This is a genomic window from Acidovorax sp. FHTAMBA, from assembly GCF_038958875.1.
Classification (GTDB): Bacteria; Pseudomonadota; Gammaproteobacteria; order Burkholderiales; family Burkholderiaceae_C; genus Acidovorax.
Map to the genome: position 1 here is coordinate 4,260,245 of NZ_CP152407.1, position 13,461 is coordinate 4,273,705.

Sequence of the window (13,461 nt, forward strand, 5' to 3'; positions counted from 1 at the left end):
TTACGGCACCGGGCAGTCACGCTCTCCCTCGGCCAGGGCAAACAGTTCGACGGGCTTGAGCCCCAGTCCGATCATGCCCAGCTCTTGGGCTGCAGCACGGCTCAGGTCAATGATGCGGCTGCGCGTGTGGGGGCCCCGGTCATTGATACGCACGATCACAGAGCGTCCGTTGACCGTGCTGCGGACGCAGACCAAGGAGCCAAACGGCAGCGTGGGGTGGGCCGCAGTCAGTGCCCGCATGTCGAACAGTTCGCCGCTGGCAGTGCGACGCCGATGGAACTTGCCGCCGTACCAGGACGCCAGCCCCACCTGGTCGGCCGTGGCAGGCAGTGGCGAAGTGGATGGGGCTGGAGTCGCCGGGGCACCCGGGTCTGCCTCGTCGACTTCGGCGACCTTGGCACTTGCCGGTTCGGCGGGTGGCGACTTCGCAGGCGCACCCAACCGCTGCGAGCGTGCTGCCACTTTGGGTTCCGTCGCTGTAGCTTGTGCGACTCCACTCGTCGGGAGGTCTACCGGGGTGCGCTCGCCAGTCGCGCAGCCCGCCACGATCACACAGGTGGCAACGGCCGCCGCGAGCCAGCCGGGGCAACCTGCGGGGCAACCTGCTACCCGCTTCGTCGTAACCGGGTGAGCTGCAGTCACGCCGACCCGCCTCGACATCAAACCCCCAGCCGACGGCAAATTTCGAGCGTCGCCGCGCTCTGGTTCATGGTGTAGAAGTGCAGCGCGGGCACCCCGGCGCTGCGCAACTGGTCGCACAGGTCGGTCACCACGTCCAGCCCGAAGGCCTTGATGCTGGCCGTGTCGTCGCCGAACGCCTGCAGCCGCAGCCGGATCCAGCGCGGAATTTCAGCGCCGCAGGCGTCCGAAAAACGCATCAGCTGGGTGGAGCTGCCGATGGGCATGATGCCGGGTACCACGGGCACGCTGGCCCCCAGCCGCTGCGTATCCTCCAGAAAGCGGAAATACGCGTCGCTGTTGTAGAAATACTGGGTGATGGCGGAGTCTGCACCCGCCTGCACCTTGGCGATGTAGGCCTTGATATCCGCCTCGGGCGACCTTGCCTGGGGATGCACCTCGGGGTACGCGGCCACTTCGATGTGGAAATCCCGGCCCGTCTCCGCGCGGATGAAGGCCACCAGGTCGCTGGCGTAGTGGAACTCCCCGCCCGCGCCATAGCCGCTGGGCAGATCGCCCCGCAGCGCCACCAGCCGCTTGACGCCCATGCCCTTGAGCGTGGCCAGCTGCTCGCGCACAGACTGGCGCGTAGCACCAATGCACGAGAAGTGCGAAGCGGCACTCACGCCTTCGGCCAGGATCTCGCGCACGGTGCCGAATGTGCCCTCCTGCGTGGAGCCGCCGGCACCGTAAGTCACCGAACAAAAATCCGGCCGCAGTGCATAGAGCTGCTGACGGGCCGCGCGCAGCTTGTCGGCGCCCTCGGGCGTCTTGGGTGGAAAAAATTCGAAACTGACCGGGAACCCGGTCCGCTGGTTGCTCGCCACGGTCATGCGGCTCTCCTTGCAAAAACAAAAAACTCCCGGTTTCCATCACCCCCCTGGATGGGGCTGTCCAGCCAGGCCAGAACGGTGAAACCCAGGTCTGCGCAGCAGTCGCGGATGCGTTTTTCGACCACGGCATAGAGCGCCGCATCCCGCACCACGCCCCCCTTTCCCACCTGGCCCGGCTGCAGTTCGAACTGCGGCTTGACCAGCATCAGCAGACGCCCTTCGGGCTTGAGCAGCGAAACGATGGCGGGCAACACCAGGGTCAGGGAGATGAAGGAAAGGTCGCCGGTGATCACATCGAACACCGGGGTGGTTTCCACCTGGGCGCATTCCGGGCGGCGCCTGCGCTGCACGGGCAATGTGCCCAGCTTGCGGGCCTCCGCACGCTGGGCGCGTTCGGACTTGAAGGCTTCGATGTCCTGTTCCTTGGCGTCGCCGCTGTCGTCGTAGGCGTCGTCCACCACGCCGCCGTTGCGCATCCAGCTGTAGGGTGCTTCGGGCTGGGTTTCGTTGTCTTCGTCTGCCTCGACCACTTCCGAGAGCGCATCCTCACACGCCTGCTGAAGGGTCTCGGCAGTCACCGACCGTGCGTTCACCCCTTCCACGCAGACGACCCGCAGATCATTGCGCAGGCGGTCGTGCAGCTGGCCATGGCCCACATCCATGCCTATGACCTGCGCGGCGCCATGCTGCAGCAAGCAGTCGGTGAAGCCGCCAGTGCTCTGCCCCACGTCCAGGCAGCGCAGCCCGGCCACAGACAACCCTGTGGCCTGCAAGGCGCCTTCAAGCTTGAGGCCGCCGCGCGAGATGTACTTGGCCTCGGCATCGTCCAGCAACTTCACCTCGGCCACCGCCGGGATGTCATCGCCGTTCTTCGCCACCTTCTGCCAGGGCGCCAGGGGCGACAGGCGCCACTCGACCCCGGCGGCAATCAGCCGCTGCGCCTGCGAGCGCGTGGCCGCATGGCCCGCTTCCACCAGAAAAACATCGGCACGCATGGCGCTCATCCTTTAGGGTTCAAATCAGCCGCTAACGCTTATGTATAAAGCGCCATCAGCTATAGTAAAAATAGCAAACAGAATCCCGCTACCCAAGGGGCCGCACACCCGGCATGGCCGGGCACCCGAGAAAAGGCGCGCAGCGCCCCGGGGAGGAAATCAATACCGGTAGGTATCGGGCTTGTAGGGGCCCTGCTTGGGCACGCCAATGTAGGCGGCCTGCTCATCCGTCAGCTCCGAAAGCATGGCACCCACCTTCTTGAGGTGAAGGCGTGCTACCTTTTCGTCCAGGTGCTTGGGCAGCACATAGACCTTGCCATTCTCGTAGTAGTCGCTGTGTGTGAACAGCTCGATCTGGGCGATGGTCTGGTTGGCGAAGCTCGAAGACATCACAAAGCTCGGGTGGCCGGTGCCGCAGCCCAGGTTCACCAGGCGGCCCTTGGCCAGCAGGATGATGCGCTTGCCGTCGGCAAAGATCACATGGTCCACCTGGGGCTTGATCTCTTCCCACTGGCAGTGCTCTTCAAGCTTGGCTACCTGGATTTCGTTGTCGAAGTGGCCGATGTTGCAGACGATGGCCTGGTCTTTCATGGCCTGCATGTGCTCGAAGGTGATCACGTCGCGGTTGCCGGTGGTGGTCACAAAGATATCGGCCTTGTCTGCCGCATATTCCATCGTGACGACGCGGTAGCCTTCCATCGCGGCCTGCAGGGCGTTGATGGGGTCGATCTCGGTCACCCACACCTGGGCGCTCAGGGCGCGCAGCGCCTGGGCGCTGCCCTTGCCCACGTCGCCGTACCCCGCCACCACAGCCACCTTGCCGGCAATCATCACATCGGTGGCGCGCTTGATGCCATCCACCAGCGACTCGCGGCAGCCATACAGGTTGTCGAACTTGCTCTTGGTCACCGAGTCGTTCACGTTGATGGCGCGGAACATCAGGTTGCCCTTGGCCGACATCTCCTTGAGGCGGTGCACGCCGGTGGTGGTTTCTTCGGTCACGCCGATGATCTGGGCGCTCTTGCGGCTGTACCAGGTGGCGTCCTCGGCCAGCTTGGCCTTGATGGCGGCAAACAGGATGCGCTCTTCTTCGCTGCCGGGGTTAGCGAGCACGCCGGGGTTCTTCTCGGCCTGCTTGCCCAGGTGCATCAGCAGCGTGGCATCGCCACCGTCGTCCAGAATCAGGTTGGGGCCTTCGCCTTCGGTGCCTGCGGGGCCGAAATCAAAGATGCGGTGGGTGTAGTCCCAGTAATCCACCAGGGTCTCGCCCTTGATGGCAAACACCGGCGTGCCCGCAGCAGCGATGGCTGCCGCAGCGTGGTCCTGTGTGGAGAAGATGTTGCACGAGGCCCAGCGCACCTCGGCGCCCAGCGCTTGCAGGGTTTCGATCAGCACTGCAGTCTGGATCGTCATGTGCAGCGAGCCCGTGATGCGCGCGCCCTTGAGCGACTGCTTGGGCGCGAATTCCTCGCGGATGGCCATCAGGCCGGGCATCTCGGTTTCGGCGATGCGGATTTCCTTGCGGCCCCATTCGGCCAGACCGATGTCGGCAATGATGCAGTCGGTATTGACGGGGGCGTTGACACGTGCGTTCATGGTGTGCTCCAAAGCATGTTTGAAAAGCCACTGGACGCGGGGAGACAGGTAGCGCTCACCACACGATCAGTGGATGAGCGTCGTTGCTTGATGACTCCGAGCCTCACGCCCCGCCTGTGCTGGGGACGCTGCAACGCTCCTCGGAAGCCGCGCATTTTACACGCACATGCTCAATCACGTTGCATTCCCCCTTGCAGCGTGGGCGTCCTGCCGACCGCGCAAATGCCGCGCTTCCTACAGGCTGCAAACACAAGACGCCGTGAAATCCATACCGTGCTTCCGCGTTCGCCGAACCGGACCGCCATCATCAACCCATAGAGAAAGTGACACCCATCATGAACAAGCTGATCGCTATTGGTATCGTTTCTGTCGGCCTCGCAACCCTTGCCGCCTGCGACGTGCGTAAAACCCAGGAAGGCAACGTGACGCTGCCCAAATACGAGGTGGAAAAAACCCAATCGGGCGACGTGACACTACCCAAGTACGACGTCAAGACACCGGACGTGAACGTCACCACGGAAGAAAAGGTCATCGAGGTGCCCAAGATCGAAGTCACACCTGCGAAGTAACCCCTGTGGGATGCACTGCATGCATTGATCGGGTGCATCCCGCACATTCCGCAGGCCACTCTTCCTGCAATAGGGATAATCGCGCGGTTCCCATTTTTTCCCAGCGCCGCGCACCCCCCGTGCGGCCACCGCCCGAATGTCCGCACCGTTCCTTGCCGAAACCCGGCGCCGCCGAACCTTTGCCATCATCTCCCACCCCGACGCCGGTAAGACGACGTTGACGGAAAAGCTGCTGCTGTTCTCGGGCGCGATCCAGATCGCCGGCGCCGTCAAGGGACGCAAGGCCAGCCGCCATGCCACGTCGGACTGGATGGAGATCGAAAAACAGCGTGGTATTTCGGTGGCCTCGTCGGTGATGCAGATGCTCTACCGCGAGCATGTGATCAACCTGCTCGACACCCCCGGCCACAAGGACTTCTCGGAAGACACCTACCGTGTGCTGACAGCAGTGGATTCGGCCCTGATGGTGATCGATGCCGCCAACGGGGTGGAGTCGCAGACACGCCGCCTGATCGAGGTCTGCCGTCAGCGCGACACCCCCATCATCACTTTCGTGAACAAGATGGACCGCGAAGTGCGCGACCCGCTGGACATCCTTGACGAGGTGGAGCGCGAGCTGGGCATGCCCTGCTGCCCCATCACCTGGCCCGTAGGCCAGGGCAAAAGTTTTGGCGGCATCATCAACCTGCGTACGCAGGCCATGACGGTCTTCACACCCGGCAGCGACCGCGGCCCCAAGGATTTTGAAGTGATCCCGCTGACCGAGGCGGACCGACTTCGCCAGCGGTTCGGCAAGGCGTTTGATGATGCGCTGGAGAGCATGGAGCTCGCGGTGGGTGCCTCGGCCCCGTGGAGCCACGAAGACTTTCTGGCCGGCAAACTGACACCGGTGTTCTTCGGCTCGGGCGTGAACAATTTCGGGGTCATGGAAGTGCTCGACGCCGTGGTCGACATGTCTCCACCTCCCGGGCCGCGTACCAGTACCCTGCAGGTCAACAAGCAACCCGTGGTCAAGACCATTCAGCCTGAGGACGAGGGCTTTTCCGGCGTGGTGTTCAAGGTGCAAGCCAACATGGACGCCAACCACCGCGACCGCATCGCCTTCGTGCGCGTGGCCTCGGGCAAGTACACACCCGGCATGAAACTCAAGGTGCAACGCACCGCCAAGGAACTGCGGCCCACTAGCGTGGTGACTTTCATGTCCCAGCGCCGCGAGGCTGTGGAAGAAGCCTACGCGGGCGACATCATTGGCTTTACCACGCACGGCGGCGTGCAGCTGGGCGACACCATCACGGATGGCTCCAGTCTGCAGTTCACCGGCCTGCCCTTCTTCGCGCCCGAGATGTTCATGACCGTAGTACTCAAGAACCCCCTGCGCACCAAGCAGCTGCAACAAGGCCTGGCCCAGCTGGGCGAGGAAGGCGCCATCCAGGTCTTCAAGCCCGACGCCGGCGGCAACATGCTTCTGGGTGCCGTGGGCCAGCTGCAGTTTGAAGTGGTGCAGCACCGCCTGAAGGCCGAATACGACGCCGATGTGCGGCTGGAAGGCTGCCAGTACACGGGGGCGCGGTGGATCACCGCCGACAACACCGCCGACCTGCGCGCCTTCACCGACGCGTATCCGCTGAGATTGGCGCACGATGCGGCGGACACGCTGGCATATCTTTGCACGTCACCGTATGACGTACGGCTGGCGCAGGAGCGGTTTCCGAAGATTCACTTTCATCCGCTGCGGGAGCATGCGGGGTTGGCGCTGCAGCAATGCCCACTGATCCCGCTGCTGCACCATCACGCGGCCCACGCGCCCGCCAGACATTTGTAGGGTTCTTTAGTGCTCTGACGCTCGTGTATGGAGTGTGGCTATTGGTTTTTTGGCCGGGCGTTCTGGGGCAAGATAGCTTGGCAGTCCTGCTGGAAATCGAAGCTCCTGACAAGTTCCATTCCGGCAAGACTGACTTGTGGTACGAGTTCGTCCGAATTTTGTATGCACACACCGGACATGTGGAGGTACCGATCGCGGTCTTGATGATGGCAACCGTGGCGGTTTTTTCACGCATATTGACCTGGCAATGGTGTTCAGGTTTCTACCGAACTACATTGGCGCTGATGGTGTTCATATGCGCGGCACCTCACATGATTTATTTTGCAGGCACGCTTTATCCTGACGGCATATTCGCTGTGGCCATCACCGGTTTGCTCTTTGAGCTGTGGCGTGCTCTCAAGGTGGGCCGCGTCGGGGGCGTGGGCCTAATGTTCATTGCGCTGACCTTGCCTTTCGCCGCCTTTGCGCGCCCGAACGGTTTGATCTTTCTAGTTCCCGTCGTTGTGGCAGCGTGGTGGTTTAACGGCCGGGAGCGCGCGCTTTTGTTGCTAATTACATTAGCTTCAATAGGGCTGAATCTGGCGGCAGGCTCTAGCAGATTGCCCGCTGGCTCCCATGGCGTTCTGTTTCCACTAGCGATATTCGAGACAGCCAATTTCCTGCAACCCCGTCCGATGAACCTACAGCCCCATTCGCCTCGGCTGACCCCAGAAACGATTGAGCTGCTGCAACGGAACGACATGCTGGAAAAACTCGTTAGTCACTATGATCCCGACTATTGGGATCCACTGGTATTTAAGCCCAGTGGACCTCAGGTGATGAGCTTGCCGCAACAGGATCGCAATGTAATTGTGAAACAGTTTTTCACGTATAACCTATGGCACAACCTGCCCAAATTTGCGGGAAGCAGACTCAATGTGTTTCTAGTTGCAGCGTTTGCGCAAGGTGGTCTGCCGGGTCATGGCTATGCTAGGAACGTTCTCGAACAGACGAACTCCAAATCGAAGTTCCGTGTCATGGGGTGGGTGACCGCAGAGACGCGGCTGTTCTCTTTATACGAGTTATCCGCCCGATGGCGCTGGCTTCTATGGACGCCTTTTTTCGGCATTGGACTCACAATTTGGGCAGTCACTGCAGGATGGGCAAGGCGTGACCATGCCCTGCTGATCATAAGCGTTCCTATGGTGGTGCAACTTGGGGCAATTGTGACATTCTCTATCGCTGGAGAATATCGCTACTTGCTACCCTTCTTTATCCTTCCCGTGGCGCTAGTACCAGCATTTTTGAATCCTCCGACATCGCACGCTCCACATCCACACTGAATCTCCCAGGCGGCAACGACCTTCTACTAAATGTCCCCGACTACTTTCGCTGCCACTATCGCCTGTGTCTTTGGCATATCGCTGGGCCAAGTACTCTTCAGAAAAGCGGCCCTCAGCCTGTCTGTGACGCCGAGTGCCAGTGAATGGTTGTTCAATACATGGCTGATTGCAGCTTTGGTTCTCTATGCGATCACGACAGTAGGGTGGGTCTGGGTCTTGCGGCACGCCCCCTTGTCGATGGCTTACCCTGTTATGGGTTTGGCATTCTTGATCGTCCCTTGCCTTAGTTGGTTGTTCTTGGGAGAGCCTATTCGCGTCCCGACGTTGATTGGTGGCGCACTCATACTGGCGGGGATTGCTTTAACAGCTCAAGGCCAATGACATCTCTTTTGAACTCCCGTATGAAGATCGCAGTCGCAATCCCTTGCTTTCAAGTTACTCGACATGTTCTTGACGTGATCGCAGCTATCGGGCCCGAGGTTGCCGCAATCTACGCAGTAGACGATGCGTGCCCCGACAACAGTGGTCAGTACGTTCTTGACAACCAGTGCGATCCCCGGGTGCGGGTTCTGTTTCATCCCAAAAATTTGGGTGTAGGAGGAGCAGTTGTTACAGCGTATCGGGCCGCGATGAGGGATGGTATGGATATCGTCGTCAAGATCGATGGCGATGGACAGATGCCCCCACACCTCCTACCTCTCTTTGTGCGACCGTTGGTGCGAGGGGAGGCGGACTACACGAAAGGCAACCGGTTCTTCCGCCCGGAATCGGTACGAGGCATGCCTCCACTAAGGCTGCTTGGCAACGCAACGCTCTCGTTTATGACCAAGCTAAGCTGCGGTTATTGGAACATCATGGACCCGACCAACGGCTACACAGCAGCACGCACATGTGTGCTGGCTGAACTGCCCCTGGATAAGCTTGAACCGCGTTATTTCTTCGAGACAGACATGTTGTTTCGTCTAAATACGCTACGTGCAGTTGTGCGGGACATTCCGATGGACGCGGTTTATGCTGACGAGCAATCTCATCTGCGCATAGGTAAGATTCTTCCAGAGTTTCTGCGAAAACATGCCTCGCGCCTTTGGCGCCGTTACGTATACAACTATTTGGTACGAGACTTCAACATTGGTACTTTGTATAGCGTCTTCGGGCTCATCTTGGTCTTGGCAGGTACTGTATTTGGTGCGGCTCACTGGCTCGACAGTACCCGATCACATAACCCTGCAACGAGTGGAACCGTGATGCTTGCTGCACTGCCGATACTGATCGGCATTCAGTGTCTGATTGCATTCCTGCACTACGACGTGCAGAACGTACCGGTCCTCCCCATCAGCGATGCCCTAGACAGTGCACCTCGAGATTCGGGGGCAGCAATTTGCCAGCATCCCGCGAAATAAAGCCAGATGCTTGAGGCCCCAAAGGCGCACAAATTGCCCATTTCAAATTGGGTCATCACGCAACTACGTGGCCGACCCCACCTGCTTCGTAGCGCAGCGATCCTCACACTACTGATTTGCGTATACGGCATTTGGCTGTTCACCTTCTGGCCCGGGGTTCTCGGCGAAGACAGTGTCGCCATTCTCAGGGAGGTACACAACCCCGAACAATTTCGGTCCGGCAAAACAGTGGTTTGGTACTTCTTTGTCAAGTTGCTATACGGCACGTCTGGACGGGTAGAGATCTCGATTGCGACATCGATGTTGTTATGTGCAATTTTCCTCTCGAGAATGCTCGCTTGGTATTGGGCTCAGGGGATGCACAGGGCGTTCGCACTGGGTGTTCTATTTGTAGCGCTCGCGCCGCATATGATCTATTTCATAGGAACCCTATACCCCGATGGCCTCTTCGCGATCTCCTCAGTCGCCCTACTTTTCGAAATCTGGTTGTGCACAAAAAGACGCCAGGTCACGAATGTATCCTTGGTCATTCTGATCTTGACCTTGCCTTTTGCAGTGTTTTTGAGGCCAAATGGCATAGTATTGCTTGCACCGGCCCTCATGTGCTCGATCTGGCTCGATGCGCGCTCTCGCAAACGGTGGTTGGCAGCGGTTGGAGCATGGTGCGCTATTGTCTTATTGGCACAGCAGGCACATCGCACTACAACACAGGAGACACAATTTCCTCTGGCAATTTTTGAAACGGCAGGATTCCTACAAAAGCGGGCCATGAACGACCTCTGGTCGCTTTATCCCCATATGAATGACCCTTGGGTGTTACAAAAGCCGAAGGTTACTCAAGCGACACTGGATGCACTACAGCGGAACCAAGTTATCGACAAGTTACAGCAATACCGGGATCCTGCGTATTGGGACATGCTTGTATTCCACCCCGAGGGTCCGCAGGTGGGCAGCATGTCGCCTGAAGACAAGCAAACGATTGTCCGTGAATTCTGGGGGTGGAATCTTTGGCGTAACCTCCCAGATTTTTTGGGTAGTCGGATCAACGTTTTTTTTAGTGCTGCTCTCGCACAAGGTGGATTTCCCGCCTTGACGTATGCGTCCAACGTTTTGCCCCGTGTTACTACCGCGTCTCAGTTTCGACATTGGGGTTGGGACCAAGCAGAGAGTGTATGGCGATGGATGCACGTTTTTAGCTATGAATGGCGGTGGATCCTGTGGACTCCTTGGCTGGGGCTTGTACTACTGATCCGGGCAAGCGTTACCGGGCTCCGCAATCGGGATTGGCCCATACTGCTCGTGTCAATACCCATGCTAGTGCAGTTGGTAGGAATTTTCATGTTCTCAATTGCCGGCGAATACCGCTACCTGCTCCCATTTTTTGTCTTACCTATGGCACTGTGGCCGGCACTATCGGCGCAGCCAGAGCGAAAACCTCACAAATAGCGCAACCCTCTGCAGCGTGCGCTGTACGGTCCTCAGGATATGTCAATTAGATTTAATGCGTCCATTGCCGCGTGCGCGGCAATTGCATTTGGTTCGCTCCCCGGGTATTTAGCCTCGGCCCAAAATAATGCCTCGCCTGAGGAAGAGGCTCGGCGTCCTCCGTTCATAGTTGCTCCGGTCATCGAGGGCCAGCACCTCTGCGACGAGGCTGCACTGGACCTGAAGGTGTTGGATGTTTACGCGGCGGAGAATCAGTGCAGACGTATGAAGATCAGCGGGGCCGCTGCACTGAATCGGTTACTGGATGCACTCGAACCAGGTGGCCCAAAGGGTCAGGTTCAGATTGGGTTTACTGCAACGCTGCCCTTGCTTGGTCTATACCATGGCACTCGCGCAGGCTGGAGAATTAACGAGGCGCAACTTGACAATTTCCTGCGACTCATCCAGCAAGTTAAACGACCGGTTGTGTTGTATTTGGCGGCAGACCACTTCGACTCTTTTGGACCATTGGCGCGAGAGCTGCAAAGGGACCCAAGAAATCTAATGCAATTGCGTGACGGAAAGCCGCTTGATTTGAGCTACTTCGGCTATCACGTTATCCCTTACACGCTCCAAACCGACGCACGCATTCCCGTCAACCGATATCGATATGCAGCATTGAACCACGTGGCGAGAAAGCTTCGGGAACTGCCTGCTGATGTTCAGGCGCGCATCATCGCCATCACATTTCTCGGTGAACTCCATCACATGTTTCCAGATTTCGAAAACGGAATGGGGGCTTTCACCGACATAAGGACTACAGATTACAGTCCCGCGTCAGTGGACGGATTCAGATCTTGGCTACGGCGCAAATTTGGCACTATTGGTCAGCTTAACGCTGAGACTGGGCAACAGTACGCGTCATTTTCAAAGATCAACGCTCCTGCAAAGGACATTCGCAAAGAGTCGGTCACCCATATCGGGGAGCACTTTGACGCCTACGCTGGCGGGATATTGCCCTTCGCAGGCTGGCTCTGGGATCCTAGACACTTGGTCGAACGCCTAGATCTTTATGTCAACGGCAAGATGGTGGGCCCCATGGAACGCGACCTGAACAGGCTCGACGTATACCGGGCGGTCGACTCTGTCACCAGCCCTAACGTGGGCTTCCGGTTTAACTACGATTTTTCATATCTTCCTCCCGGTCGCCACCACGCCCAAGTGATTGCAACTTCAAAAAACCGCCAGTACCTGGTTGGTGAAACCACCTTCTCGGTCGTAGTTCAAGACCAAGTACCGCGAAAGGTGAACTCCGTGCAAATGCCGGAATTTCTCCCCTCGGCGACTAAGCACCTGCCCGAACTAAAAGCCTGGATGGACCTGCCGGGTAAGCAGATAGATGTGTACTTCAACCCCGTGGCAAGACTGTGGAACGAGTACCGGGAGTGGCAGGTGCAACAACTCATGCGCGAGTTTCACTCTCGAGCAGTGAAGGCCGGCTTACCTGCGGCAAAGCTTTTCTCACACCAGATCATGCCCCGCGTAAATTCCTCTTGGAACAGCCAGCTCTTGGCGGCCGATTCAACGCTCACCGGGGCCATGCCGTGGAACCAAGGAATCAACCTCTACGGCGGTGCTACCAACAGCCCTTGGATACGGAATTATCTCGCCACAGAACGGATTTCAACCTACGGTGTGCCCGAGTTTCATCCGCAGCAATGGAAAATCCCAGCAGCGCACGCCGATGCACTGCAGTCCCACTATCGCCAAGGCGCTCGCTTTGTAAGTCCTTACTACTTTTCACTCATACCTGGACGATTCAAAGGTAAGGAAAACGATGTCAACCGACTGGAAATAAGTCCTGACAACCACCAGGACGGATCGAGCCAACTATACCGAGCCGTGGTTGATTTCGCGAAAAGATAGGCCTGCGACCACCCTAACGACCATTTGCTTTCCCTATGCCCGACACCGCGTGCGCCAAAAAACAATGGCTGAACCCAATTGCCACATGGCCTGCCCCCTCTAACATCTTGGGGCTACTCACTGACATCGACGACACCCTGACTACAGACGGCGCCATCACCGCCGATGCGCTAACGTCCTTGGCAGAGCTGCAGTCCGCCGGGCTGCATATCGTACCCATCACTGGCCGCCCGGTGGGGTGGAGTGAACCCTTCGCGTTGGCCTGGCCAGTGAATGCCATCGTGGCGGAGAACGGGGCCGTGGCTTTGATCCGGCAGTCCGATGGAACCCTTCTCAAGCGGTATCAGCAGGATGGGGCCACCCGCGCGTCCAACTTCGCTCGCATGCAGGAAGTTCTTGCACATATCGAGCGTGAAGTGCCTGGCGCACGGCGCGCTACCGACTCTCCCGGGCGCGAGACAGACATCGCGATTGACCACAGCGAATTCACCCATCTGCCGCAGGAGTCGATCGACCATGCAGTGCGCATCATGCGAGCGGCGGGGATGAACGCCACGGTGAGCAGCATTCACATTAACGGCTGGTACGGCGCACACAACAAGCTGGAAGGTGCGCGGTGGATTGTGCGGGAGCTGTTCAAACGAGACCTGGACACCGAGATCGAGCGATGGGTTTACGTGGGGGATTCCACCAATGACCAGCTCATGTTTGAACACTTCCCACACAGCGTGGGCGTTGCCAACATCGCGCGCTTTGTGCCGCATCTTACGCACCTGCCGCGCTATGTGACGGCGGGTGAGCGCGGCGCGGGGTTTGCGGAACTGGCACGGTTGATTTTGAGCAGAAACAGCCGCTAGCGCTTGCTGACAAAGCGCCATCAGCTATTATTCAGATA

The 13,461-nt window shown here is 58.7% G+C and carries 11 protein-coding genes, 1 pseudogene and 1 riboswitch; of the genes and pseudogenes, 8 read left to right on the forward strand and 4 right to left on the reverse strand.

What is annotated here, in order from left to right:
* The 4 genes and pseudogenes from AAFF19_RS19890 to ahcY form a co-directional block, all read right to left on the reverse strand.
* Positions 1–318: pseudogene (locus AAFF19_RS19890) on the reverse strand (septal ring lytic transglycosylase RlpA family protein); the annotation flags it as partial.
* Positions 319–659: 341 nt separating this feature from the next.
* Positions 660–1,511 carry a methylenetetrahydrofolate reductase [NAD(P)H] gene (gene metF, locus AAFF19_RS19895; protein WP_008907241.1) on the reverse strand — a complete coding sequence of 284 codons (852 nt, stop codon included), beginning with the start codon at positions 1,509–1,511 and terminating at the stop codon, positions 660–662.
* Positions 1,508–2,506, reverse strand: a complete 999-nt coding sequence (locus AAFF19_RS19900) for a TlyA family RNA methyltransferase (RefSeq protein WP_342720857.1) — start codon at positions 2,504–2,506, stop codon at positions 1,508–1,510. Before AAFF19_RS19900 ends, metF begins: the two co-directional genes overlap by 4 nt.
* A gap of 159 nt (positions 2,507–2,665) precedes the next feature.
* The gene (ahcY, locus tag AAFF19_RS19905; protein ID WP_342720858.1) at positions 2,666–4,102 is read right to left on the reverse strand and encodes an adenosylhomocysteinase; all 1,437 of its coding nucleotides are present in this window, start codon (positions 4,100–4,102) and stop codon (positions 2,666–2,668) included.
* A 68-nt stretch (positions 4,103–4,170) separates the two neighbouring features.
* A riboswitch (S-adenosyl-L-homocysteine riboswitch) is annotated at positions 4,171–4,249 on the reverse strand.
* 188 nt (positions 4,250–4,437) lie between these two features.
* Between ahcY and AAFF19_RS19910 the strand changes: the two genes are divergently transcribed.
* The 8 genes from AAFF19_RS19910 (at position 4,438) to AAFF19_RS19945 (ending at position 13,423) form a co-directional block, all read left to right on the forward strand.
* On the forward strand, positions 4,438–4,671 hold the full coding sequence (locus AAFF19_RS19910; protein ID WP_008907244.1) for a hypothetical protein: 234 nt from the start codon (positions 4,438–4,440) through the stop codon (positions 4,669–4,671).
* Between the two features lie 136 nt (positions 4,672–4,807).
* Positions 4,808–6,493, forward strand: a complete 1,686-nt coding sequence (locus tag AAFF19_RS19915; protein WP_342720859.1) for a peptide chain release factor 3 — start codon at positions 4,808–4,810, stop codon at positions 6,491–6,493.
* Positions 6,433–7,815, forward strand: coding sequence for a hypothetical protein (locus tag AAFF19_RS19920; protein WP_182120435.1), 1,383 nt, complete (start codon positions 6,433–6,435; stop codon positions 7,813–7,815). The genes AAFF19_RS19915 and AAFF19_RS19920 overlap by 61 nt, the downstream gene beginning before the upstream one ends.
* A 30-nt stretch (positions 7,816–7,845) precedes the next feature.
* The gene (locus AAFF19_RS19925; protein WP_182120436.1) at positions 7,846–8,196 is read left to right on the forward strand and encodes an EamA family transporter; all 351 of its coding nucleotides are present in this window, start codon (positions 7,846–7,848) and stop codon (positions 8,194–8,196) included.
* Positions 8,197–8,216: 20 nt separating this feature from the next.
* Positions 8,217–9,215 carry a glycosyltransferase family 2 protein gene (locus tag AAFF19_RS19930; protein WP_182120437.1) on the forward strand — a complete coding sequence of 333 codons (999 nt, stop codon included), beginning with the start codon at positions 8,217–8,219 and terminating at the stop codon, positions 9,213–9,215.
* A 522-nt stretch (positions 9,216–9,737) separates the two neighbouring features.
* Positions 9,738–10,661 carry a hypothetical protein gene (locus AAFF19_RS19935; RefSeq protein ID WP_220459085.1) on the forward strand — a complete coding sequence of 308 codons (924 nt, stop codon included), beginning with the start codon at positions 9,738–9,740 and terminating at the stop codon, positions 10,659–10,661.
* A 39-nt stretch (positions 10,662–10,700) separates the two neighbouring features.
* Positions 10,701–12,566: a hypothetical protein gene (locus AAFF19_RS19940; RefSeq protein ID WP_342720860.1), complete on the forward strand. Its 1,866-nt coding sequence runs from the start codon at positions 10,701–10,703 to the stop codon at positions 12,564–12,566.
* Positions 12,567–12,601: 35 nt separating this feature from the next.
* On the forward strand, positions 12,602–13,423 hold the full coding sequence (locus AAFF19_RS19945; protein WP_342720861.1) for an HAD-IIB family hydrolase: 822 nt from the start codon (positions 12,602–12,604) through the stop codon (positions 13,421–13,423).
* Positions 13,424–13,461: the final 38 nt, after the last annotated feature.